This window comes from Belliella calami, from assembly GCF_022549695.1.
Taxonomy (GTDB): domain Bacteria; phylum Bacteroidota; class Bacteroidia; order Cytophagales; family Cyclobacteriaceae; genus Belliella; species Belliella calami.
The window spans coordinates 143396-169797 of sequence record NZ_JAKZGS010000005.1 but is presented as its reverse complement, the minus strand read 5'-3'; the positions used below and the strand labels follow the sequence as shown (position 1 = coordinate 169797).

The 26402-nt window shown below is 37.3% G+C and carries 19 protein-coding genes; 15 read left to right on the top strand and 4 right to left on the bottom strand.

Annotated features, from left to right (window positions below; all coding sequences use genetic code 11):
* Positions 1-2: 2 nt before the first annotated feature.
* On the bottom strand, positions 3-2459 hold the full coding sequence (ligA, locus tag MM236_RS08965) for an NAD-dependent DNA ligase LigA (protein WP_241274628.1): 2457 nt from the start codon (positions 2457-2459) through the stop codon (positions 3-5).
* A 148-nt stretch (positions 2460-2607) separates the two neighbouring features.
* Between ligA and MM236_RS08960 the strand changes: the two genes are divergently transcribed.
* The 13 genes from MM236_RS08960 to MM236_RS08905 all read left to right on the top strand — a co-directional run bounded on the left by MM236_RS08960 (position 2608) and on the right by MM236_RS08905 (position 18711).
* The gene (locus tag MM236_RS08960) at positions 2608-3240 is read left to right on the top strand and encodes a TetR/AcrR family transcriptional regulator (protein WP_241274627.1); all 633 of its coding nucleotides are present in this window, start codon (positions 2608-2610) and stop codon (positions 3238-3240) included.
* Positions 3241-3294: 54 nt separating this feature from the next.
* A complete protein-coding gene (gene metG, locus MM236_RS08955; protein ID WP_241274626.1) occupies positions 3295-5355 on the top strand; it encodes a methionine--tRNA ligase in 2061 nt (686 codons plus the stop codon).
* 539 nt (positions 5356-5894) lie between these two features.
* Complete coding sequence (locus MM236_RS08950) at positions 5895-7322, top strand: circularly permuted type 2 ATP-grasp protein (RefSeq protein WP_241274625.1); 1428 nt, start codon at positions 5895-5897, stop codon at positions 7320-7322.
* Positions 7323-7331: 9 nt separating this feature from the next.
* Positions 7332-8309, top strand: a complete 978-nt coding sequence (locus MM236_RS08945; protein ID WP_241274624.1) for an alpha-E domain-containing protein — start codon at positions 7332-7334, stop codon at positions 8307-8309.
* Positions 8309-9055: a proteasome-type protease gene (locus MM236_RS08940; RefSeq protein WP_241274623.1), complete on the top strand. Its 747-nt coding sequence runs from the start codon at positions 8309-8311 to the stop codon at positions 9053-9055. The genes MM236_RS08945 and MM236_RS08940 overlap by 1 nt, the downstream gene beginning before the upstream one ends.
* Positions 9052-9897, top strand: coding sequence for a transglutaminase family protein (locus tag MM236_RS08935; protein ID WP_241274622.1), 846 nt, complete (start codon positions 9052-9054; stop codon positions 9895-9897). The genes MM236_RS08940 and MM236_RS08935 overlap by 4 nt, the downstream gene beginning before the upstream one ends.
* A 447-nt stretch (positions 9898-10344) precedes the next feature.
* Positions 10345-10926 carry a hypothetical protein gene (locus MM236_RS19785; protein ID WP_369415198.1) on the top strand — a complete coding sequence of 194 codons (582 nt, stop codon included), beginning with the start codon at positions 10345-10347 and terminating at the stop codon, positions 10924-10926.
* An 18-nt stretch (positions 10927-10944) separates the two neighbouring features.
* Positions 10945-11595 carry a metallophosphoesterase gene (locus MM236_RS19780; protein ID WP_369415201.1) on the top strand — a complete coding sequence of 217 codons (651 nt, stop codon included), beginning with the start codon at positions 10945-10947 and terminating at the stop codon, positions 11593-11595.
* Positions 11596-11617: 22 nt separating this feature from the next.
* Complete coding sequence (locus tag MM236_RS08925) at positions 11618-12028, top strand: DUF4174 domain-containing protein (RefSeq protein ID WP_241274621.1); 411 nt, start codon at positions 11618-11620, stop codon at positions 12026-12028.
* 135 nt (positions 12029-12163) lie between these two features.
* A complete protein-coding gene (locus tag MM236_RS08920) occupies positions 12164-12391 on the top strand; it encodes a hypothetical protein (RefSeq protein WP_241274620.1) in 228 nt (75 codons plus the stop codon).
* A 79-nt stretch (positions 12392-12470) separates the two neighbouring features.
* On the top strand, positions 12471-13025 hold the full coding sequence (locus MM236_RS08915) for an SAM-dependent methyltransferase (RefSeq protein WP_241274619.1): 555 nt from the start codon (positions 12471-12473) through the stop codon (positions 13023-13025).
* Positions 13026-13723: 698 nt separating this feature from the next.
* Entirely contained in the window at positions 13724-16915 is a 3192-nt protein-coding gene (locus tag MM236_RS08910; protein WP_241274618.1) for a SusC/RagA family TonB-linked outer membrane protein, read from the top strand.
* Positions 16916-16932: 17 nt separating this feature from the next.
* Complete coding sequence (locus MM236_RS08905; RefSeq protein WP_241274617.1) at positions 16933-18711, top strand: RagB/SusD family nutrient uptake outer membrane protein; 1779 nt, start codon at positions 16933-16935, stop codon at positions 18709-18711.
* 95 nt (positions 18712-18806) lie between these two features.
* Here the strand turns inward: MM236_RS08905 and MM236_RS08900 are convergent, their stop codons facing one another.
* The 3 genes from MM236_RS08900 to MM236_RS08890 all read right to left on the bottom strand — a co-directional run bounded on the left by MM236_RS08900 (position 18807) and on the right by MM236_RS08890 (position 23585).
* Positions 18807-19679, bottom strand: a complete 873-nt coding sequence (locus MM236_RS08900) for a TraB/GumN family protein (RefSeq protein WP_241274616.1) — start codon at positions 19677-19679, stop codon at positions 18807-18809.
* 13 nt (positions 19680-19692) lie between these two features.
* Positions 19693-21099: a hypothetical protein gene (locus MM236_RS08895; RefSeq protein ID WP_241274615.1), complete on the bottom strand. Its 1407-nt coding sequence runs from the start codon at positions 21097-21099 to the stop codon at positions 19693-19695.
* A gap of 191 nt (positions 21100-21290) precedes the next feature.
* On the bottom strand, positions 21291-23585 hold the full coding sequence (locus MM236_RS08890) for an acyl-CoA dehydrogenase family protein (RefSeq protein WP_241274614.1): 2295 nt from the start codon (positions 23583-23585) through the stop codon (positions 21291-21293).
* 114 nt (positions 23586-23699) lie between these two features.
* Between MM236_RS08890 and MM236_RS08885 the strand changes: the two genes are divergently transcribed.
* Together MM236_RS08885 and MM236_RS08880 are read left to right on the top strand one after the other, a co-directional pair.
* The gene (locus tag MM236_RS08885; protein WP_241274613.1) at positions 23700-24692 is read left to right on the top strand and encodes a Gfo/Idh/MocA family protein; all 993 of its coding nucleotides are present in this window, start codon (positions 23700-23702) and stop codon (positions 24690-24692) included.
* Between the two features lie 39 nt (positions 24693-24731).
* Positions 24732-26399 (top strand): RluA family pseudouridine synthase, encoded by a 1668-nt coding sequence (locus tag MM236_RS08880; protein WP_241274612.1) that lies wholly within the window; start codon positions 24732-24734, stop codon positions 26397-26399.
* Positions 26400-26402: the final 3 nt, after the last annotated feature.

Here is a 26402-nt window from a genome sequence, read left to right as displayed (position 1 = left end):
AATCAAAATTCTTTTCCCATCATTTTCATAAAATCCTCTTCCGATATCAATTTCACACCAAGTTTTTCCGCTTTCTCTTTTTTGCTTGGACCCATATCTTCGCCTTCGATGATGAAATCAAGACTTTTTGAAACAGATTTTACATACTGACCACCATTTGCTTCTACAAAGTCAATAATTTCATCTCTCTTGAAATGGTTCAATTTTCCTGATGCTAGAATTTTTTTGCCTTCAAGGACATTACTTTCCAAAGCTCTTTCTATTTCCTCAATCTCAAAATTCAAACCTTGTGCCTTCAATCTATCAATGATTTGAATGTTTTCCTCTTCTGAGAAAAACTCCTTGAGGCTATTGACCAAAGTCTCACCGACTCCATTTACCTCCAAAAGCGATTCTGAACTTGCATTCTTCAAATTGTCAATGTTTTTGAAGGATCTTGCCAAAATCTGGGCAGTATTCTCACCAATGTTTCTAATCCCCAAAGCAAAGAGCACACGTTCGAAACTTTGTTCTTTTGATGCTTTGATCCCTTCAATCATATTTGTGATTACACCTTCTTGAAAAGTGTTTGCTTTAAGCTTTTTGATTCGATCCTCCTGTTCTTTGCTTAAGTCCAAGTTGAGTTTCAAAAGGATTCCATGCACTGTGCTTTCATGGATTGCCACTTCTTTTAAGCGACTGATTCCAGCTTTTTTTCCAATTAAAAGTGAAAGAACCAAAGGCAATGGCAAAAAATCTTCTACTTTGGGAAAAGGATAAGACTGAAGCAATCCTTCTAGTAATTGAATCGTTCCTACATTTTGTGCAACTTTCTTTTTGCTTTCACGGATATATGTCAGAAAGTTTTTGAGAGTTTCTTCAAGTGCATTTTCTATGTTTTCTTCCAAAAACTTACCAATAGCAGACAATGAAATTCCCTCAGTCAACGCAAAAAGTGCCTTGTGAAGGGAAATGTATAGCATGCCCTCGTCGGTTTTCTGATATTGGTCTTGATTCATTTCCAATCCAAGGAGTTCATCACTTTTGGATTCCAAATCATAGATATCTGCAAAATTTGAAATATATCCTTGATCGATCAATGCCCTGATTCTTTCGGTTCCCAAAGAGTCAATGTCCATTGCTCTCTTGTGAACGAAATGTTCGATTCTTCCCAACAATTGAGGAGGACAGCTTTGGGTGTTCGGGCAATAGTGCTTTGCTTCGCTTTCTCTTCTGATCAATTCTGTACCACATTCTGGACAATGGGCAATGTATCGAACTGGTTGAGCCTCAGAATTTCTTTTTTCTATCGAAACTGCCGTGATTTTAGGAATGATTTCTCCTCCTTTTTCCACAAAAACATAATCCCCTTCGTACAGTCCCAACCTTTCTATTTCATTTGCATTGTGTAAAGAAGCTCTTTTCACGGTGGTCCCAGCGAGCTGCACTGGTGAAAGATTTGCTACTGGCGTGATCGCGCCAGTTCTCCCAACTTGATAGGTAATCGATAGTAGTTGACTTTCTGCACTCTCTGCTTGGTATTTGTATGCAATGGCCCATCGGGGAATTTTTGCAGTGAATCCCAATTCTTCTCTTTGATCATAATCATTTACCTTCAACACTACTCCGTCTGTGTCAAGGGGCAAGCTATGTCTTTTTTCTCTCCATTCTTCAATGTATTGTAGGACTTCTTTGATAGAATCACATTTTTTGTAAGTAGGAGAGACGTTAAACCCCCATTTTTCCAACAAAGCCATAGCACTGTCATGCTGATTGACTTCCGTTTCATTTGTGATCAACTGATAAAAGTAGCAGTTCAACCTTCTTTTGGCTACAATGCTGCTGTCCTGCATTTTGACAGTTCCTGAAGCTGCATTCCTTGGGTTTGCAAGCAGTGGATCACCGTTTTCTGCACGTTCACTATTTATTTTTTCAAACTCTTTCCTTGGTAGGAATATTTCACCTCGAACTTCAAACTTTGCAGGAACTTCCTGGTCAGAAAAAAATATAGGAATATTTCTGATCGTTCTGATGTTTTCGGTGACTACATCGCCTTTGGTTCCATCCCCTCGAGTGACAGCTCTCACAAGCTTACCATTTTCATAGACTAGACTGATAGCCACTCCGTCGAACTTGAGCTCACAGAAATACTCAAAATTTCTATGCTCCAAGCCTTTGGCTACTCTTTCATCAAATGCCAAAAGTTCTTCTTCCGAGTAAGTATTCCCTAAGGAAAGCATCCTTGTTTCATGCATAGCAGTTTCAAACTCCTTCGTGATAGTTCCACCAACTCGCTGGCTTGGACTCTGTTCGGTGAGGAATTCAGGAAAGTCTGTTTCAAGTTGGATCAATTCCTCAAGCAATTTATCAAATTCATAATCAGAGATTTCAGAATGGTCTTCCTGATAATACTGGTGATTATAATAGTTGATTTGCTGAGATAATTCAGCAATTCTAGCTTCTGCTTGCGATGGAGTCATTGAGTTTTTGCTAATTTTTTTGAAATAATGCCAAAGACCAAAATTAAGCTATGGCAACGAAAGCACAAAGCTTTTCAAAAGGACTAAGTTTGGAAAATGGGCAGGTAAATTAATCGGATTGTATATATTTGCTCCCTATTCCACAAAAATGAGCAAAAAAACTGAAATAGAAGCCAAAATCTTAGATCGAGCTTATAAGCTTTTCTTGAAGCAGGGGTATAAGAATACAACAATGGATGATATCGCCCAGGTGCTGTCTATGAGTAAAAAAACACTCTACAAGTATTTTCCTGGAAAGCTGGAATTGCTGGCAGCGTCTTTTGATCTATTGAAAAACACGTTATCCATCAAAGTGCAGGCACTTTTTGACAACAAACATATTCCCTATACAGTCAAATTGAAATCTTTCCTCACGATAGTAGCGCGTGATTTGGCTCCGATCAATCCAGAGTTGTTGGAGGATTTGAGAGACCATGCGCCAGATATCTGGTCAGAATTGCAAGATTATATTCGAGATTCAGCTTATCTAAGATTTCAAAAATTGATCGAAGAAGGAATAGAAAAGGGGTTTGTCTCTGCAAAAATGAACAAGACAATGATTGTACTTCTCTATGCATCTGCCATTCAGAGCTTGATTGATCCCAAATTTTTGTCTCAATTTCCAAAGGAAATGCGTAACGAAATGAATCTGAGCACTTCTGAGATTTTCGATCAGGCCATCCAGATTATCTATCAAGGAATATTGACTGATGAAGCTAGAGAAGAGTTCCAAAAGGCTTGATATATCCCAGATTTTCTCAAACAAAACTTTCCAAAAAAGCTATCTTTGCACCATATGAATAATAAAGACTTTAAAAGATATACAGTTACTTCTGCTTTGCCTTATGCCAATGGCCCACTTCACATAGGTCACATGGCTGGTTGTTATATTCCATCCGATATTTATGTTAGATACCTTCGGTCTATGGGGAGAGATGTGGCTTATGTTTGCGGTTCTGATGAACATGGAGTAGCGATTACCATCAAAGCCAAAAAGGAGGGGATTACGCCACAGGAAGTCGTGGACAGATATCATGAGATGATGAAAGGGAGCTTTGAAGCTTTCGGAATTAGTTTTGACCATTATTCAAGAACTTCTGCAAAAATCCATCACGAAACAGCTTCTGCATTTTTCAAGGATCTTTATGAAAAAGGAGAATTCTTGGAACAATCCACAGAGCAGTATTTTGATGAAGAAGCAGGGCAGTTCTTGGCTGACAGATATATTGAAGGCACTTGCCCTAAGTGTGGACATGATGGAGCATATGGCGATCAGTGCGAAAAATGTGGAAGTTCTTTGAGTCCTACAGACTTGATCAATCCAAAATCAAAGCTAAGTGGGAACACACCTATCTTGAAAGAGACTAAGCATTGGTTTCTGGATTTGGCTAGATATACTGAGTTTTTACAAAAATGGATTCTTGTTGATCATAAGGATGACTGGAAGAATAATGTACTTGGGCAATGTCGCTCTTGGTTGGAGGCGGGTGATGGATTGCAGGCAAGGTCTATGACTAGGGATTTGGACTGGGGAATACCAGTTCCTGTAGAAGGTGCCGATGGGAAAGTGCTTTATGTTTGGTTTGATGCACCTATTGGCTATATCTCTTCTACTAAAGAGTGGGCAAATGAAAAAGGTAAAGACTGGGAGCCATATTGGAAAGATGAAGAGACCAAGTTGGTGCACTTTATCGGAAAAGATAATATTGTGTTCCATTGTATTATTTTCCCTGCTATTCTAAAAACGCATGGTGAGTATATCCTTCCTGAGAATGTACCTGCAAATGAATTTTTGAACTTGGAAGGTGAGAAGATTTCAACTTCCAGAAATTGGGCTGTTTGGTTGCATGAATATTTGGAGGAATTTCCTGATAAACAAGATGTCTTGCGCTATGTATTGACGGCAAATGCTCCAGAGACAAAAGACAATGACTTTACTTGGAAGGATTTTCAGGGAAGAAATAATTCCGAGTTGGTAGCTGTGTATGGCAATTTTGTAAACAGGGCAGTTGTACTTACCCATAAGTTCTTTGGAGGAGTTGTACCTGCCAAATCTGATTTGTCTCCTTATGATGAAGAGGTTTTGGAGGCAATGAAGGCATTTCCGGATAAAATTGCGGCTTCAATAGAAAGATACAGGTTTAGAGAAGCACTTTCTTTTGTAATGGATTTTGCAAGATTGGGTAATAAATACTTGGCAGATACTGAGCCTTGGAAGACGATAAAAGAGGACAAAGATCGTACAGGAACAATCTTGAATATTGCTTTGAATATTGCTTCAAACCTAGCAGTGGTTGCAGAACCCTTTTTGCCATTTACCTCGGAAAAAATATTCAATATGTTCAACCTAACTGGTTTGAACTGGAAGAATGCAGGTGAGTTTGATTTGTTGAAAGCTGGTGTTAGAATCAATCCGGCGGCATTGTTGTTCGAAAAAATCGAAGACAATGTGGTAGAAGCACAAGTAAATAAATTGTTGGAAGCCAAAAAGAAGAATGAATTGGAAAATGCAGTTGTAACCCCAGAAAAGGAAACAATTACTTACGAAGACTTCGCCAAGTTGGATATGCGTGTAGTCACCGTGCTTACAGCAGAACCAATGCCCAAATCCAAGAAACTCTTAAAGTTGACTGTAGATACAGGCTTAGGAAAAAGGACTGTTTTGAGTGGAGTAGCGGAGTTTTTCAAACCAGAAGATTTGATAGGTCAGCAAGTCACGATGTTGATCAACTTAGCACCACGCAAGATGATGGGGATAGATTCTGAAGGAATGATTTTGATGGCAGAAGATAAAGACGGTAGTTTGAGATTGTTAAAGCCCGGTGCAAATACAGCCAATGGCTCGATGATAAGTTAAAAAGAAGATTATACTCACTTTAAAAAAGATTGCTGATTCATTTTGGCAATCTGTTTTTGTTTAGTCATCGATTAAAAAATCTATTTTCTAAATTTTTTTTAAAAATAAACTTAGTTCTACAGGATTAGTCCAGATATAAAACAAAACAATTTTTTAGAGTAAATATTGAGCACCTTAAGATCAAAATTATGATTGTCAACTTCTTTTCCAGCGGTCTCAATTAATATCAAATAATTAATATTCGAATTATTTAAACACTAATAGTTTGATTTTTTTAACTTTTTAATGGAAAAGAGATTGAAAATTTACCTTAATGAGTTTTAATTTATAATGATTTTATAAAAATCAGTTTGAATTTTAAGCTGTTTAAATATTTTTGATAAGTTAACTAATTTAAAGTCAATATTTTGTGTTTATAAAACTTTGAGAAAACGAAGTGTGATCGTAAAAAATCTTTATTTGAAAAGCATAATTTTTGCAATAATGACATATTTTACTTAAATTATAAGTCAGATTTTTAACCTATTAAACAAAATTTTATGGAAACAGTGAATTACCAAATCAATGGTAACTTTGATGAGATGTTCAATCCAGACGGTGCTTGCCGTCAACATTACAATTCTTTTTTGAGCTTGGTCAAAAAGACAAGTCCCAAGAAGATGTCTCAATTGCAGTTTTCGGCAAACAAGACCCAGATTGCAATGGGGATGACTTTTAATGTCTATCATGACAATCAAGGAACGGAGAAGATATTGCATTTGGATATTGTACCTCGGATCATCCCAAATTCGGAATGGAAATTATTGGAAGCTGGATTGAAACAAAGGATACATGCTTTGAATCTTTTTCTACAAGATATTTACAATGAAAGAAAGATCCTCAAGGACGGAATAGTACCTGAGGATTTGATACTGAAGAGTAAGGATTATTTAGAACCATGTATTGGCCTGACTCCTCCTAAGGGAATTTGGTGTCATATTACGGGTACCGACCTTGTGAGGGATAAAAATGGCGAGTATTATATCTTGGAAGACAATCTTAGATGTCCATCAGGAGTGTCCTACATGCTTGAAAGTAGGGAAATCATCAAGAGAGCTTATCCTGAGCTTTTCAATTCGATGGGTGTGATGCCAGTGTCGGATTATCCAGCAAAATTGCTCAAAATGCTTCAATTTCTATCCAATAAAGAAAAGCCAATTGTTGGCGTTTTGACGCCTGGGATTTATAATTCAGCGTACTTTGAGCACTCTTATTTAGCATTACAAATGGGAGTAGAGCTGGTATCTGGAATCGATTTGGTGACAAAAAATAATAAAGTCTATATGCAGACTACCAAAGGTCTCCAGCAAATTGATGTTCTTTATAGAAGGATTGATGATACATTTATGGATCCAATGGCATTCAATCCAGACTCTATGCTTGGAGTTCCTGGCATTTTTGAAGCTTACAAAGCAGGAAACATTGCGTTCGCAAATGCTCCTGGGACAGGTGTAGCTGATGACAAAGCTGTGTATGCTTATGTGCCAAGGATCATCAAGTATTATTTGAATGAAGAACCAATATTAAATAATGTCCCAACTTATTTATGCAGGGAAGAAGATGATAGAAAGTATGTTTTGGAAAATATCCATAACCTGGTTGTAAAAGAAACCAATGCAGCCGGAGGCTATGGAATGCTAATCGGACCAAAAGCTGATGCTGCAGAACATGAGAAATTCAGAAACTTGATCAGGAACAATCCAAACAATTATATTGCTCAGCCAACACTTTCATTGTCAACTGTCCCCACTTTGACAGAGGATGGCTTGGAAGGACGCCATGTAGATCTTCGACCATACATATTATATGGCGAAGAGATCGAAGTGATTCCTGGTGCACTCACAAGGGTAGCACTCAAAAAAGGATCATTGGTAGTCAACAGCTCTCAAGGTGGGGGTAGTAAAGATACATGGGTTTTATATAATTAATCAAGAAATATGTTAAGTAGAGTAGCAAATTCAATATATTGGTTGGGTAGATATTTGGAGAGAGCAGAAAACTATGCCCGATTTATAGATGTAAATATCAACTTATCGATGGACTTACCTCCTGATATGAATGAGCAGTGGGAACCACTTGTGCTGGCAACAGGAGATCATGAGCTTTTTGTAAAAAAGAACTTAAAGTTTGACCGAAAAAATGTCATTCATTTTTTGACCTTTGATTCAGACAATCTGAATTCTATTATATCCTCCATTACTTTTGCGAGGGAAAATGCAAGGATCATAAGAGAGAACTTGACGAAAGAAACTTGGGAAAAGTTGAATGAGCTTTATCATTTTGTACAAAAAAAATCCACAAAAAAAGAATGGAAAGCTGAAGATTTGAGAGAGTTTTTCGAATCGGTAAAGAATCAGGTATTATTGCTTTATGGACTTGCAGAAAGCACTGTAGCAAGGACTGAGGGGTGGCATTTCAGACAGTTGGGAATGTATCTCGAAAGGGCAGACAAAACAAGTCGGATTCTTGATGTCAAGTACCATATCATTCTTCCATCCCCCACCATGATAGGAACTCCATTGGATTTTTTGCATTGGACAGCACTTTTGAAATCAGTGACTGCATTCAATACTTATAGAAGAATATATGGGAATATTGATTCCTCCAACGTTGTTGAGTTTTTGGTTCTCAATAAGTATTTCCCAAGATCCATGTTTTTCTGCCTGGTAGAAGCTGAAAAATGTCTTCAAAAGATTACAGGAGAAGGAGCTTCGGGTTACAGAAACAGCGCTGAAAAAGCAATGGGTGAATTAAGGTCTAAATTGGAATTTGATGATGTATCTGATGTGATCAATTCTGGACTTCACGAGTATTTAGACGATATGCAATTGAAGATAAATAAAATCTCAAATGAGATTGACCAAAATTTCTTTCAAATAAAACATAATTTTGTATCTCAAATTAATGAACAATAATGACATTTTGCCTAGGTATTAAAACAAAACACGGTATAGTAGGTCTATCCGATACAAGGATCACTTCTGGCAGCGAAACCACTACTTCCAAAAAAGTATATACAGTCAATAAAAAGAAGCATTCTTTCTTTATCATGACTTCAGGGTTACGATCTGTTAGGGATAAGGCCATTACTTATTTTTCTGAAATCATTGAAGAAAGAGATGATAAATTCAACAAACTCTACAAAGCTGTAAATGAATTTGGAGATCAGATAAAGCGCGTCGCGCAGGAAGATAAAGAGCATTTGGAGTCCGCAGGGTTGTCTTTCAATCTGTTTTCCATCATTGGTGGTCAGCTTGAGGAAGATAAATCTCCAAAACTCTATCTACTTTATCCTCAAGGAAACTGGATAGAAATCAGAAGAGGGACCCCATTTGTGATTATTGGGAATTCTGGTGGAGGAAACCCAGTTCTAAAACGCTCCTTAACTTATGATGAGCCTTTGGATTATGCTTTGAAATGTGCTTTCTTATCATTTGATGCAACAAGAATTTCAGCGAATGATGTAGATTTCCCTATTGATACAGTTGTGTTGGAAAACGACACCTATAACATCATAGAAAAAAGATTCAGTCAGCAAGAACTTCAGCATATTTCTGAATTTTGGAATGGAAGGCTACGGGAAGCCATCAAAGAACTACCTGCTGATGTATTGAAGAAAGCATTTGAAAAAGATACGCTTATTCCAGATGTGATTTTATGATACTGCTTGTAGATCATTTGTCGAAGTATTCGTATGATGAAAAAGTAAGTCTAAATCCACATAGTTTGTTATTGATTCCTCAACAGAGAAGTTACATCAAGATTCTTGAATCAGAGTTGCTCATTGCTCCAAACCCGATGGGGAAAAATGAAAGAATCAATGCAGAGGGCAATTCTTATTTTCAAGTTTGGTTCAATGAGACAACAGCAAGCCTTCAAGTTCAATCAAAACTAAAGTTGGAAATAACTGCTTTTAATCCATACGGATTTATACTTCAAAGTGGTTTGGTATATCCTTTCGATTACTTTGGTTATCCAGAGGAGTTATTGCCAGCTTTGCATCTATTTAGACAGGTTGAAGATGATCATGATGAACTTCTGACTTGCATCAATAATGCAAAAAGTGTTTCAGGAGATCATATTTCTTTCTTGGCAGCTCTTGTGGCTGATGTTCATAAGGACTGGAAACACATTATCAGGGAAGAAGAAGGTTTGATGACCTTGCAAGAGATGTTTGACATGAAAGAAGGCTCTTGTCGGGATTTGTCTTGGCTTTTGATACAGATGCTGAGGAAAGTGGGAATGGCAGCCAGATTTGTAAGTGGTTATGCCTTCAATCCCGAATTAGCAGAAGGGCATGAGCTTCATGCTTGGGTAGAAGTCTTTTTACCAGGAGCTGGCTGGGTAGGGTTGGATCCCAGCTTGGGTTTACTTTCTGACCAAAATTATATCCCCCTTGCTTGTAGTTATCATCCATTGAACACTTTGCCTATTTATGGAACTTATGGTGGCAAAGGAAAGTCAAGATTGTTTTCTGAAGTGATCATCAAGCAACTAGAGTAATTATTTCGCTTCTGAAATTTCCAATTGAGAATTTTCAGAAGCGTTATTGTTTTCTTTTAATTAAGATTAAAAATGTTTTTGCTCCTTTAGTTTTAAAATATGTTTTTGCCATAACTATTGACCTTTCGGTGTTTATCTAAAATCATTTCAGATTGATTTGCATTCAAAAGCTCTTTTGGCTATTCTCAAGAAAGCGAATACATATTTTTTTGGGTAATTCAAATGTTCCAAATGGATATAGCTGAACTATTTTATGGCTATTGCTGTATAAATCAATGTGATTATCCGCAAGCATGCCGATAGAATAGTTTGAAGGTTTTCTAAAGAGGGTAATCGAATTCGGTTATCATTTACTTTTGATGTTTCAAGTAAAACTTGGGTTAATTAAATCTTTGGTTATTGGTAAAAATACGGATATCCGGAACCATAAATATATAGAACAAATTCATGAATCAAATTGGAGGTTTAATTTTCCTTATTGCCGTTTTCTTATTTTCCACTTTTCTAAATTGGTATGTTTTTCAATCATTGAAGACATTGATTGGTGATTTGGAATCAATAAAAATCAAAAATTTTTCCTATACTATATACTGGGTTGTTTTCACCGGGATCAGTTTTTGGGTTGTTTTTACATTTTATAGGATCTTCAAAGCTGGAGAGATAAGTAATGAACATCAGCAGGTTTTAAATGTATTCCTAACACTCGTAGTAACTCAATTGGTTTGTGTAATTTTTCTGTTTGGGGAAGATGTTGTTAGAAATTTTCAAGCAGGTTTATCTTATATTTTCAATGGAAAAGAAGTAACAACATTTCCTGCTAGGGTAAAATGGTTGAGTATAGTTGCTCTAACTGTTTCTTTGGTTCCATTGACGAGTTTTGTATATGGAATCACCAAGGGCAAATACAATTTTACAGTCCATAAAGAAACCCTATATTTTGACGATTTGCCAGAAGCTTTTGATGGTTTTACAATCACTCAGATTTCTGATATTCATGCAGGCAGTTTCAAGAATTATGAAGCGGTCTAGAAGGGAGTAGATCTTGCCATAACTCAAAACTCAGATTTATTTGTGTTTACGGGAGACTTGGTCAATCATCATGCTGAGGAAATCGAGCCGATGTTATCAATTTTCAAGGAGATAAAAGCTCCTTATGGTCAATTTTCGATCATTGGGAATCATGACTATGGTGATTATGTGAGTTGGAATTCACCTAAAGAAAAGGTGGCTAATTTTGAAAAATTCAAAGACCAACACAAAAGATTGGGCTATAGGTTGTTGTTGGATGAAAATGTAAAAATCCAAAAAGATGGTCAAGAGATTACTTTGGTAGGAGTAGAGAATTGGGGAGTTGGATTTCAGTCCAAAGGAGATTTGCAAAAGGCTTTGGAAGGAACAAGAAAAGAGGAGTTCAAAATCCTCTTGTCACATGACCCTTCTCATTGGGATAGGGAAGTGAAGAATAACGCAAGTAAAATTCATCTTACTCTTTCTGGTCATACACATGGAATGCAGTTTGGAATAGAAACGCCAATTCTAAAATGGAGCCCCGTACAATATAGATATCCAAATTGGGCAGGTTTGGTCGAAGAGTCAGGAAGGTATCTTTATGTCAATAGAGGGTTTGGTTTTCATGCATTTTCTGGCAGAGTAGGGATTTGGCCAGAAATAACAGTGATTGAGTTAAGAAAGAAGTAAGTTAATTTCAAATATTAGTGTTATGGGTTTATTGATGTTTTGTTTTTTGATGTTTGATATTCAGCCGCAGGATACAATTAGAGACTTGGATCACCTGAGGTGGAAAAATAGGATTGTTCTTTATTTTCCAAAAGAAAATGATTCTACCTACGAACTTCCAGACAGTCTAATGGTAGAAATTGAAGAAAGGAAGATTGTATATTTTATTTTTGGTGAAGAGATCAAATCAAATAGAAAAGTTGATTTTTCCGGAAAATACCTGGACGAATTAATCTCCAAATATAAAATGGGGTCAAAAAAAGATTGTTGGGTTTTGATTGGTTTGGATGGGGGAGTAAAATTAAAAGAAGACTCTAAATTGAATTGGGGAAAGACAATGAGGAAAATAGATACAATGCCTATGCGGATTAGGGATGTAAGAGATAATTATTAAAAATAAAGAGTTTTTTATGTAATTTTTTTATTAAAAAATATAATTAATTTTATTTTAATTTAAAAAATACCTACTAGTAGGTATTTTTTTGGGGTGTTCGATGATGTACATTTGGCCGGAATACCAATTTTAGATATGAAATTCTTTTATTTAAGTTCGAATTGTAATGTAGAGGGCGTTTATTTTGTCCATGAAAGAGAATGTCCAAAAATACCTGATCCTTTAGACAGAGATTATTTGGGTCCGTTCAATAATGGAGATGAAGCTTTGAGAAAAGCCTTGTCAGTTAATCCAAAAGCTGAGAAATGCCAAGTTTGCTGTGATAAAACAGTGTCTTCACTTCTAAAGAAGCCTAAAGAATAAATTTGAACATATCATAACTTAGGTTAAAAGGTATTCGTTAGGTTAGGATCCACTATGCTTTTGAATTCCAATTACGAACATGAAGTTAAGTTATAAGTTTATATTGTTATTTTTAATTCAGGTTGAACTTTCCACGAGTGCATTTGCTCAAGGTTTGGAAAGTGATCTCGCCAATGTAGTGCCATATGTCACAACTCCTCAGTCTGTCTTGAACAAAATGATGAAGTTGGCTGACTTATCTAAAAATGATGTTTTATATGATTTGGGATCAGGAGATGGGAGAATTCCAATTGCAGCTGCCAAAGAATTTGGAGCTAGAGCAGTAGGAGTGGAGCTCGATTCTGAATTGGTAATGATGGCTGATTCTTTAGCTACGCAAGAAGGTGTTTCAGATTTAGTAGAATTTATCCAAGGAGATTTATTTGCCGTTGATTTTAGCGAAGCGACTGTTTTGGTCTTATATCTCTGGCCAGACCTTAACCTCAAGCTGAGACCCCTAATCCAAAAGATGAAACCTGGAACAAAATTGATTACCCATAATTATGATATGGGAAACTGGAAGCCTGATGAGATGGTTACAATCGAAGGTGAAGATGGCCGAGTGCACAAGCTTTTTTTGTGGATCATTCGATGAAGTAGGCTGTTCATTAGTTTTAAATCGCTTAGCATGCATTCGCGTTACTTTCCTATAGACGGTAATTTTTTTATGTGTATCCGCTTTCTTGCACATAGCCAATCAATAGAATGATTGATGAATGTTTTGAGGTTCTGTTGACTGTTGTCCCGTGACGAGAATCCGCAACACAAAAAACCGCTTCTTAGCCAACGTGCAACATTGCGGATACTCATATTTTTTTCCAACAATCCTTTGTTTGATAGGTGCTAGAACCTGAACCTTCTAAAGTTTTTGATACTCAAATAGTGCTACAAATTCTTGTATAAGAGAATTTTCAATCAAAAAATTTGTGATTAGTTTATTAAAATAATGGATGTTATAATCAATACATAAAAAAATTAGATTAGTGTATATTAATAAATAAAAAAATATATATTTGAATTATTGATGTTTATAAAAATTATCAATGTATTAAGACTTTGTGTTTTTTTTATTTTAATTATATTTTACTATGAAAAGTATTAATATCTTAAGAATAAATTTATTTTTGAAATTAAGACTCATTAGTAGTTTGAATATCAACTGGAGGAAGTTAAACATTTTCTATTTTACTTCCCTGTCTATGAGTTTTGATTTTTTCAACTTTAGAATTTGCCGAGCAGATAAAAAATCTGATTATAATTTTATTTTAATTTCCAACCCAAAACAACTAGCGTATGTTAAACATTTTCAAGAAAACAATTGTGTGTTTGGTATTCCTGATATTTTCAGGAACTACCCTGTTGGCACAGCAGAAATTGATCAAAGGGGTCGTATCAGATGATTTTGGTGATCCTTTGCCAGGAGCGACTGTAGTGGTAAAAGGAACCTCTACAGGTACAGTAACCAACATTGATGGAGAGTTTGAGATAAATGTCGTCGATGAGAATTCTGTTTTAGTTTTTTCATTTATAGGATTTACGAATGTAGAATTAAGAGTGGGAAGTCAGTCTACTATCAATGTCAAGCTAGACCAATCTATAAGCGGCCTTGAGGAAGTTGTGGTAACTGGATATGGAACCCAGTCAAGAAAAGACATTACTGGAGCAGTAGCATCAGTAAGTTCTGATGATTTACTCTCAATGCCTGCTACTACATTTGCGCAGCAACTTCAAGGTAGAGCGGCAGGAGTGACAGTAGTCAATGATGCTACACCAGGAGGTGGGGCAACTGTTAGGATTCGTGGTTTTGGCACAATCAATAACAATGATCCACTTTATGTAATAGATGGAGTCCCTACGCAAAACCAAGGCAATCTCAATCCTAATGATATAGAATCTATTCAGATTCTGAAAGATGCCTCATCAGCATCAATCTACGGATCAAGGGCAGCCAATGGAGTAGTAATTATTACAACCAAAAGGGGGAAAGTAGGCAAGCCTACGATTTCATTTGATGCATTTTATGGTTCTCAAAAAGCAGATAGAAGTCCTGACCCACTAAATGCGGAAGAACTAGGAAGGTACCTTTATCTATCCAATACACTTCATGGAAGAACTCCAACCCATGGTCAATACTCTTGGGGTGCTAATGGTGAAGTTGGGATTCCTGATTATGTATTCCCAAGTGGAGCCATGGAAGGAGACCCAAGGGTAAATCCAAATTTGTACGCATTGGAACCTGGTAATATATATCCCATAACAAGGTCAGCTGATACCAATTGGTGGAATGAGGTAACACAGACTGCTCCAATACAAAGCTATCAAATCACTGCTACCGGTGGTACAGAAAATGGCAGATATGCGCTTTCGGTCAACTACTTTAATCAAGAAGGTATTGTCAAAGACATTGGTTATGATCGGTATTCTGTCCGTGCAAATACAGAATTCAAAGCTTTGAAAAACAAGCTTACTATCGGTGAGAATCTTTCTGTCACAGTTGGAAATCGAAGAGGTGGATTTGGAAATGGGGTTGCAGGAAACAATGCAGAACAAAATGCTGTTTTTAGCTCTTCTTTACAGCATCCATTGCTACCAGTTTATGATATTATGGGGAATTTTGCAGGCAGTAGAGGATCAAATCTTGGAAACAACTTCAATCCAGTAGCTGTGCTTGCAAGAGCGAGTGACAATAGGAATCTCTCTTTGAGAGCTTTTGGTAATATTTATGCCTCTTATGAGATCATAGAAAATTTGGAAGTCAAAACAAGCTTTGGTGTTGATGCCAATACCCATCGCGGGAGATTTATTGGAAGACCTCAACCAGAATATGTGGAGGGAAATTTTGTAAACAGTTCTACCTCCGAACATGATTACATGTATCAATGGGTTTGGTCAAACACAGTAAACTATTCCAAAACCTTCAATGATATCCATAATTTTGATGTGTTTGTAGGAATTGAAGCAATCAAAGAATTTGGGGAGATTTTTGGTGGCCAAAGACAGCGCTATGCGTTTGAGACAGTCCCTGTGATTGGGTACCTTGATTTGGGAGATCCAAATACAGCTACAAATTTCGGAAGTGTGCTGAACGATTACAGACTGTATTCCCAATTTGGCCAGATAAATTACAATTATGATGGAAAATATCTGGTTCAGTTTATACTTAGAAATGATGCTTCCTCAAGGTTTCTACAAGCATCAAGAAATGCGACTTTTCCTGCATTCAGCTTAGGTTGGAGGCTTTCAGATGAAGAATTTGTAAAGAATTCCCTTCCCTTTATAAGTGATATGAAACTCCGATATGGTTGGGGAAAGACGGGGAATCAGCTAATTGGAGATTACAATGCTTATACAACTTATAGGACAAACATATTTAACTCAGGCTATCCTCTAGATGGTTCATCATCTACTCCGATTCTTGGATTTGATGCAGCTAGATTTGGTAACCCAAATGCAAGATGGGAAACAACTACATCAAACAATATAGGGCTTGATGCTGAATTTTTGGATGGAAAATTTTTCTTTGAATTTGATCTATGGAATAGAGTTACAACAGACATGTTGTTTCAAGTTCCTATCAGCTACGGACATGGAGATGCCATTGCTCCATTTGTTAACATTGGACAGATGACCAATAAGGGAATTGATTTGAACCTCGGATATAGGGAGACTTTTTTGGGAGGAGATCTTCGATTGGATGTCTCTGCAAACTATTCGATGTATAGAAACAATGTTGATAGACTCACTGACAATGAAGATAATGTCCTATTTGGAGCATCTACAAGAATTCCAGCTGTCACAGTTACACAACAAGGGTTCCCAATTTCCTCATTCTTTGGTTACAATAATTTGGGGATTTTCCAAAATCAAGAAGAAGTATCGGCGCATCCTCCATATGGTAATTACAATGCTGTCGGTAAATTCAAGGTAGAAGATGTAAATGGTGATGGAATTATTACTGATGCTGATAGGACAATAATCGGTAATCCTCATCCTGATTTCATCTATGGTATCAATGTCAATATTGGTTATAAAAATTGGGACTTGACACTATTTGGAAATGGTTCTGTTGGCAATGATATATTCAACTATATGAGATATTGGACTGATTTCAATACGTTCCAAGGAAATAAGTCCAAAAGAGCTTTGTATGATGCATGGACTCCGACAAATCCAAGTGGAACAGTTCCAATAATGGATTCCAATGATCAAGTAAGTAGTAGGCCTTCTACCTATTTTATCGAAGATGGATCTTTCTTCAGATTGAGAAATCTACAATTGACTTATAATCTTCCTTCTGATAAATTGGCAAACTTGGGAATGGGCAGAGCATCTGTGTATTTCCAAGGACAAAATCTGTTTACTATCACCAATTATTCAGGTACCAACCCGGAAATTCAAACAAACAGCAATAATACGCTAGGATTTGACGGAGGTTTTATGCCGGTTTCACGGAATTTGATCCTTGGAGTTAATGTGACTTTCTAAACTTAAATATCGAAAAAATGAAAAATATATATAGAAACATATTTGTAGTCAGTATTTTGATTGGGGTAGTTTTCTTCTCTTGCAGCAAAGATTTCTTAGAAACAGATCCACAAGGGCAATTTAGTGAAGAAGGGTTGACAAACCCAGCAGGTGTAGAAGGAATTCTATTGGGAGCGTATTCTATGTTAGATGGATTTGGATTGGAAAATCAATCAGGATGGAATGGCACTATAGAAAACTGGGTTTTTGGCGGGGTAGTATCTGATGATGCATATAAAGGAACAGATGCTGGAGATCAACCTGAGCAATCTTTTCTGGAGACTTTTGACTTTCAAGCCACAAATCTTCACATTAGAAACAAATGGCGTGCAATTTACAAAGGTATAGCAAGGTCTAATGACGCCATCAACACACTAAAGCAAGTGGAAGATATCTCAGATGCCAGAAGAGCTCAAATCATTGCTGAAGCAAGGTTTTTACGCGGGTTTTATCACTTTGAAGCGCGAAAAATGTGGAGAAAAGCTCCGTATATCGATGATGAAACTTTTGATTTGGGAGATTTGGAGAGTACAAAAGTTCCCAACGACAAGGAAATTTGGCCAAATATCGAAGCTGATTTTGAGGCAGCAATGAATGTATTGCCAGAGTCTCAGACCGAAGTCGGAAGACCCACAAAATGGGCTGCAATGGCTTTTTTGGCTAAAGCCAAAATGTTTCAGGGCTGGGATCCTCAATCAGGAGCTGCAAACATTGGTAAATTGAGCGAAGCCAAACCTCTATTGGAAGATATAATTACTTTGGGTGGGTATTCATTGGTGCCAACTTTTGAAGAAAACTTCCTTGTAGGTAGAAGGAACAATGAAGAATCAATTTTTGAAATTCAATATTCAATTTCTTCCGCTACTACCCAAGCAGCCAATGAAGGAACTACATTGAACTATCCTTACACTGACCCTTGGGGATGTTGTGGATTTTATCAACCTTCCCAAAACTTGGTAAATGCCTATCGGACAGATGCAAATGGATTGCCTTTGCTGGATACTTTCAATAATGAAGATGTGACCAGTGATGAAGGAATAGCTTTGAATGCCACTTTTACTCCATACCAAAATCCTCTTGATCCAAGACTAGATCATACAGTAGGTAGGAGAGGGATTTTATTTAAAGGTTATAAGATCCACAACAGGGATTTTATCAGAGATCAAGCCTATGCAGGTCCGTATTCACCTAAGAAACATATAGCAGAACCAGCCTTTTTTGGCATAGGACCAAACCCTAGGCTATCTGCAAATAACTATAGGATTATGCGATTGGGAATGGTAATCCTTTGGTTGGCTGAAGTAGAGGTAGAGCTCGGAAATCTTGAAAGAGCAAGAGGACTGGTAAATCAAATCAGGACCAGAGCTGCAAATCCTGATGGGTTTGTTCCTCGTGCTATTCAAGGTACTGATAGGAATGATTTTACAATAATAGATGGCGAACCAGCTGCAAACTATGTGATCAACACATACAATTCATCATGGACAGACCAAGATGTAGCCAGAAAAGCAGTTAGAATGGAGAATAGATTGGAGTTCGCAATGGAAGGTCATAGATTCTTTGATCTACAGAGATGGGGGGTAGCGGAAAGTGTGATGACTCAATATCTCTCTGTTGAGAAAACCAAAAGATCTTATTTGTCATCAGCCCAGTTTCAAAAAGGAGTTCACGAGTTTTTTCCAGTCCCTTTGGAAGCAATAGAGCGGTCATTTAAGGATGGGCAACCTACTTTAGTTCAGGATCCGGCTTTTCCATAACTAGCTTTTTCAATAAAAAAGAGACAGGTTTTCCTGTCTCTTTTTTTAAATTTAAAGTTATTCCAACCTATTTTTTTTATAGGAAATTAGTCCGATCAATCAACTGCCTCAACAGTATATCCTGCATCTCGCAATAGCTGAATTACACCAGTGTCTGAACTTAGATGACCTGATCCAACTGCTATGAATGCGCTGCTCTCTTTTATGAGCTCTTCTATTTTAGGAATCCAAGCTCTATTTCTATCTTCCAAAAGCAAATTGCCATATTCGCTGAATAATTCACTTGCAGTGATCAAGTCATAGAGCGTATCGATATCCTCACTTACATATGCTTCAACTAACTCTTTGAACTCACCCATGCCACGATCTTCTTCCAGCATCATTTTTCCAAGTTCATCTATTTGTAGTTTCATCGGAATCTTATCAAATATCTCCATCTGCGATTTAGCAGTTTCCAAACCATCTACTTTTAAATCCAGAGTTTTGGATTTTTCTATAAAATGATTCTCATAGCTAATTTGATTTTCACAAGGCAAGCTCTTCATCAAGACCATAGATGATAAAATAAAAGGCTTTAAAATCCCCAATTGATCCAAGCCTGCACCATAATTCTCTTTTAGGAACTCATCTAAAGCAGCAGCTTGAGCTTCTTCGAATTGACCTTTTATATTTTCAAAATTTGGATTCATAGACAATTGTTGCAATTGTCCCATTTGCTCTTGATCTGTCATGTCAAATTCCAAGACCAAAAGCTTGGACGATTCGAGGGCTGATTCGATTTTTTTATTCATCAGAAATTGATCTTCGCAGATGATATGGATGGTACCAAAAAGGAATGAATCTTCCTGAAGTCCATTTCCGCTTATCTTCCAAAGAAGTGACTTTTTCTCTACTTCAGAAGCAAAAAGTACAGTTACACTAAGGAATAGATACAAGCATGTGATGAGTGGTTTAATAATTTTTTTCATGGAGATTATATGGTTAAAAATTCAATTTGAAATTAACAATTGGTGCTGAAAGTTGTGAATAAGAACTGAAAATAGTCGCTTTGGCTTGAAGCTGTTGATTGACAAAGTAGTTTTCCGGATTGAATTTCAAAGAATAATTGATCGATTCCTCTTTGTTCTTTCCTGAAAGGTCAAAATTCATGTTCTCTTTTTTGTATTTGGAAAAAAGAATTTGCTGAGTAATCAGGGCAAAACCAGATGGTAAACCGATTATCACAGCAGGAGATCCACTTTCGGCCAAGGCAGCCACACCCAAACCGACTAAAGCGGCTCCACCTGAAGCGTAATTGATGGTACTACCTTGCTTGTTGGTTAGATTTACCCCTTTTACTGTTTTTTGGCCGATACTTGTACCAATCACACTAAATGCAGCAGGAATCAATATAACGCCACTACTATAATTGTCGATTGTGGCTTGGGTAGCGATCGCAAATCCTATTCCTGTACCAATTATGCTCATATTGGTAATATAATTACCATCACCTTTTGAATATGGGTATTTTTTTGAAGCGATATTTCCCAAAGCAAGCCCTGTCGCTCCACCTACCAAAGCACCCAGTCCATAGATTCTCCCATTGTCAGAATTTAAGGCGGAAATTGTAGAAATCCCTACAAATGAACCTAGGACTCCATGATGGCGCATAACTTCTATATGTCCTTCGGAATACCTTCTTCTTTTTTGCATCTGAAAAGCTACTTCTCCAAGGGCTATACTTCCAACAGTGGAAAAAGCAAAAGCAGTCTTACCTTCATTGTAAGTATTTCCACCGATCACCAATCCCAATGAACCCCCATAAATTAAACCCAGAAAGCGACCCGCATTGTTGGCTCTAATAACTGACCTGTCTATGTCATCAAACTTTTTTGGGTTGATTACAGGACCCAAGGCCCACATCCCTCCAGTCATTAAAGGAATTCCCAAAACACCAAAATTGTCCAATTCCAAAACTGAAACCAACGATGCTCCATAGTATATACCATAGGTAGTAGCGATTACCCGATCTATGCCTCTCCATTCAAATTCTGTTGGTGTTGGTTGAACGCTAGTCGGTTGAGACACCTCTCTATCCCACTGATTTCGCATCTTTTCATATAAGTTTCTTTCATTTTCAGATAACTTTTGATAGTAGCTATTCAAAAAATCTTCGAAATCTAAGAGGTAAGACATTTCCTCATCAGTGACAGGATCACCTACAACCTGTTTCTTCTTGATCGTTTTGTAGGTCACTTTATTGGTCTCTTCCCAATAGCCTCTAGCTGTATAGATTCCCTGTGCTGCAGCGAAGTGATGAAAACCAAAAAACATTAGCAAAATTGAAAAGATGATTAAGTTTCTAAAAGAACTCATCTCATTTTTCGGAGAAGTTGATTGCTGGATCATGTTAAATATTTATGGGTGATTTTCTATCAAAACTATCACTATTTATTGATTTTCAACTAGGTCAAGAAAATTAATTGAATTAGGTTTAGTTTCTAAATCTGATCCTGATGTGTATTCAATCAATTTTATTTCCAAATCCAAGGTCTCAGGGATGATTTGAAGCATCCAAATCTCTAATTTTTACCATGGATTTACTCAGTTTTCATAGCTATCGGTGCGGCAATGCAGCTTTCTGGAATGTCAAAAGCATTTATTAAAGCAGAAGCATTTTTACGGACCTCCCAACAGAGCTGATTTACTTCTTTTCTGATTGCTTTTGTCTTTACACCCTCCATATAGCCTTGTTCCAAATACCACCCTCTATTTTTCTCTATTGTTTGTAAGGCATACAGTTGGCAGAGTTGGGTTAAGGCCATTTTACAATCTTCGTCAGTCGTTTCGTTTACGATTTTTTGAAATTGCTCTAGGATAACCCTTTCTATATATGCCTGACCTACATTCTGCAAATGATGCTGTGCCACGTTAGTTGCATCAAATGAATCCATTCCTTCATCGATATGTCTCTTCAATCTTTGGGCGGCACTGCTGAGAATTGCTTTTTCTCTGTAAACAAAAGCATTGAGATGAAAATCAAAATCCAATAAATGTTTTGAGTCTGTATTTCTCACAGTAATAGGATTTTTTTCGACAATTGAGGTTTTCGCTTGGGCAGTTATATAATTGAAAATGGTGAACATGTTCATGTGACCAAATTCCTGCCTGAACTCTGTCAGCCTATTTTTGGCTACAAGTTGCATCAAGACGACATTGTCTCCTTCGAATGTTGTATAGACGTCCGTATCATTTTTTAAGGCATCGATTCTGTTTTCGGAAAGATAGCCTTTTCCACCACACGCTTCTCGGCATTCCTGAAGAGTAGCTGTCGCAAACCATGTTGTATAAGCTTTCAATCCTGCTGCCAAAGCTTCAATTTCCTGAGCTTCTTCTTCTTTTCTGTCCAAAAATCTTTGCGTAAGGTATCGCAATGCGAAATGTAAGGCATATGAAGTAGCTAATGGCGGCATCAATCTTCTCTGATGAAGTCTATAATTCAAAATAGGGACTTCCTCACCTCCTTCAGGGCCAAATTGCTTCCTTTTTTCTGCATGGCGAATGGCAATGGTCAGACCCGTTTTACTCGCTGCAAGTGCTGATCTTGGGATTCCAATTCTACCTCCCACCAACGTACCAAGCATGGTGAAAAATCTCCTGTTATCTGAGCTTATAGGACTTTCGAATTCTCCCTGTTCATTGACAAAGGCAAATTTGTCCAACATATCTTCTTTTGGAATGACAACATTATCAAAATAGATAACACCATTATCTACGCCATTTAGCCCCATTTTTCGACCACAGTCCTCGATGCGGACACCTTTCACCAGTTTTCCATTTTCCGATCTTAGGGGGACTACAAAAGCATTGACTCCATAATCTTCACCATCTATGATCAACTTTGCAAATACTGTCGCCATTTGTCCATGAAGTGCCGCATTTCCTATGTATTCTTTTCGTGCATCAGGATTTGGCGTGTGAATGGAAAATGTTTTTGTTTCATGATCGTAAGTCGCAGTTGTTTCCAGTCCTCTTACATTCGAGCCATGTCCTGTCTCTGTCATCGCAAAACACCCCGGAAGCTTGAGACTTCCTATATCTTTGAGGTATTTTTGATGATGTTTTTCACTTCCCAAAAAGAACACACTCATGCCCCAAAGTCCAAACTGAACACCAAATTTGATCACCATACTCAGATCATGATAACTCAAAGTTTCCATAATGGTGAAATAGCCTTCCATATCATCTTTTCCTTTTGCAAATTCGGGGAAAGCCCAAGCACCAAAACCTTGATCTGCCAAAGCTTGGCACCATTGAAGAACCTGCTCCCGCTGATCCAATAAGCTGTCATACTCACGATAGGCAAAACTTGGGTCAGAGATTACGGCTTTTACTTTTTTGATCAGTTTTGCTTGTTCACCATCCAAAATCCCCGTCATTTTTTCTGTAGCAAAATTTTGGTCACCTCTATGCTTGGTAGTGATGGTTTGGTGGCCGGATTTGAAAGTAAATCCAGCTTCTTTACTCAGCAGCCCAAGTGCTTTCTCTGCTTCTTGAAAGTCAATGTGGATTTTTTCTTCTATACTGATGTTTGGATTTTCCTGCTTGACAAGAGATTCACCAATCTGCGATAGACTCTGTGTACGGTCTAGATCTATGGATTTTATTTTTTTCTTCCAACTTTTTAGTTCTTTGGAATTTGGCCCTTCGGCAGGATTTAGTTTACTTAATAGGTATTCTTTTTCAGTACCTGAAATCCAATCTTGTTTGTTAATCAGCTTATGCATTTCGCTGATTTCTGTTGGTGTCAAGACACTATCCATCCAAAGTGTATAATACAAAGGAAGGAAAATATAGAGTTTTGGGTTATTGTGAAGTTCTCCTGAATGTAGCATAAGATCAAAATTGATTTATCTAAATATACTCAGTTTAATCAATTTGGTTCAAAAAATTCTTTGATTAAGGATAAACAAACCTACAAATTGGTATTTAATTGTAAATTTATAGCCATGAACAAATCATCGGAAAGAGAAGTACGCTGGGGTATTATTGGAGTTGGAAATGTGTGCGAGGTCAAATCAGCGCCTGCAATGAACTTGTTGGAAAACAGTAAGTTGGTAGCTGTAATGCGGAGGAGCGAAGAAAAGGTAAGGGATTATGCCAAAAGGCATCAGATTCCCAAATGGTACACAGATGCTGAAAAATTAATCAACGATCCTGAGGTCAATGCCATTTACATTGCGACACCACCCAAACCACATGCTGAATTGACTAAATTGGCAGCAAAGTCAGGAAAGCCAATCTATGTGGAGAAACCAATGGCAAGAACCTTTCAAGAATGTATTGAGATGATGGAGATCTGCAAAACGTATAAGAGTCCCTTGTTTGTTGCTTATTACAGAAGAGCGTTGCCTCATTTTGTAAAAATCAAGGAACTCATAGAGAAAGGTGTGATTGGTGAAATCCGAACTGTTCACATTGATCTCAAGCAAGAATTGGTGTCGGATATCATCGCCAATGTTTCTGAAAATTGGAGAGTAAATCCAGAAATAGCAGGTGGGGGTTATTTTTATGATTTGGCTTCCCACCAAATGGATTTAATGGACTTTCTGTTGGGAAGGATAGTGGATGCAAATGGATTTTCGACAAATCAAGCTGGAAAGTATGAAGCTGAAGATCTTGTTGCAGGGATCTTCAAATTTCAATCAGGGGTGATTGGTACTGGCAACTGGTGCTTTACAACTGGGAAATGTGCTAAAATTGATCAGACTATTATCTATGGTAGTAAAGGTTATATAAAGTTTGAAACTTTTGGGAAAGGTGAATTTGAGCTGTTTACAGATGAACAAGGACATCAACATTTTGAATTTGATCTTCCCAAGCATATTCAATTTAACTTAATTGAAAATATTGTAAATACGATTTTGGGAAAATCGGAGGCAATCAGTACAGGTGAATCAGCAGCAAGGGCTAATTGGGTTCTCGAGAAAATTGTCAAATAATCTTTATACTTTTGACGTCAATTTGTATAGAAAAGTATAGTGGCAGACAGATTTATCCCATTCCAAAAATCAACAGGAGGACTAGAAATTCCAAAGGAGTTCACTTTCCCATTTTATTACCAACCTAATCCGTTGGCAATAAATGCGGCCATTCAGCTTAAGGAATATCTTACCAACCAAACAGACTGGATTCATAATTTTGGTTTGAATCCAGAAGACAAAACTTTGGCAATTGGAAAGATGTTCGGTGTGCTTGTAGTGCAAAATGCAAATTTGGAACTGGGATTCTTGGCTGGTTTTTCAGGAAAGCTAGCAGACAGCAATGAGCATCAGTTTTTTGTGCCACCAGTATATGATATGCTGAGGTCAGATGGTTTTTTCAAAAATGGAGAAAAAATCATCAATAAGATCAATCAGGAAATTGAAACTTTAGAAGCGAATGAAGAATACATTTCTCTAAAATCAGAATGGCTGCAACTTAGTAAAAAAGCTCAATTGGAGATCGAAGAGAAGAAAGATGAAGTCAATAATGCTCGAAGGCTTAGGAAACAAAGGAAAAAAGAGTTACTTAATGTTTTGAGCTCTGAGGATTACGACAAGCTCTTAGCAGAGCAGGTAGATGAAAGCCTAAGGAATAAATACTTTTTCAATCTATTTGTCAAAGAGTGGGACGAGAGGTTACAGGGTTTGAAAAGAAATTTAATTGTCTTTGAAGATCAGTTAGAGAAACTGAAAATGGAAAGAAAAGAACGATCCAACGCACTTCAACAGCAACTTTTTGATAATTATAAATTTCTGAATGCTGAAAAAGAATGGAAAAGTTTGAGGGAAATTTTTTCCTTGGATTTGAATATTCCCATTCCTGCAGGATCAGGAGAATGTGCTGCTCCAAAGTTGTTGCATTATGCTTTTCTCCATGATTTGAAACCCATTGCTATGGCGGAATTTTGGTGGGGACAATCCCCAAAGTCTGAGATCCGAAAGCACGGTGAATTTTACCCAGCTTGTAAAAGCAAATGTGAGCCGATTTTGGGACACATGCTCAAGGGACTTGAAGTAGAAGAAAACCCATTTTTGAAAAACCCTGCCGAAGGCAAAGCGCTTGAGGTGATTTATGAAGATGATGTGCTGATGGTTGTGAACAAGCCTTCAGAATTTTTGTCTGTTCCAGGTAAAAATGTGAGTGATTCAGTCCAAAAGAGAATCGTTGACCTTTATCCAGATGCGATTTTGGTTCACAGACTAGATCAGAGCACTTCGGGAATTATCTTGGTTGCGAAGAATAAATTTACTCATCAGGAACTCCAATCCCAATTTGTCAAGAGAACAGTAGAAAAAAGATATTTAGCCTTGCTAGATGGTGAAATTCAGGATAAAGAAGGCTTGATCGATTTGCCAATTAGGGTTGATTTAGACAATCGACCACATCAGCTGGTTTGTTACAAATATGGAAAACCATCTCAGACCAAGTTTAAAGTTTTGGGGGTAAAAGATGGGTTGACAAGAATACACTTTTTTCCAATTACGGGACGAACCCATCAGCTAAGAATGCATGCAGCACATCCAAGTGGACTGAATACACCGATTTTGGGTGATGATCTTTATGGGAGAAGGAGTAGCAGATTGCATCTTCATGCTGAGTATTTGGCTTTCACACACCCAAAATCACAAGAGTGGATGCATTTTGAAGTCAAAGCAGAGTTTTAGAAG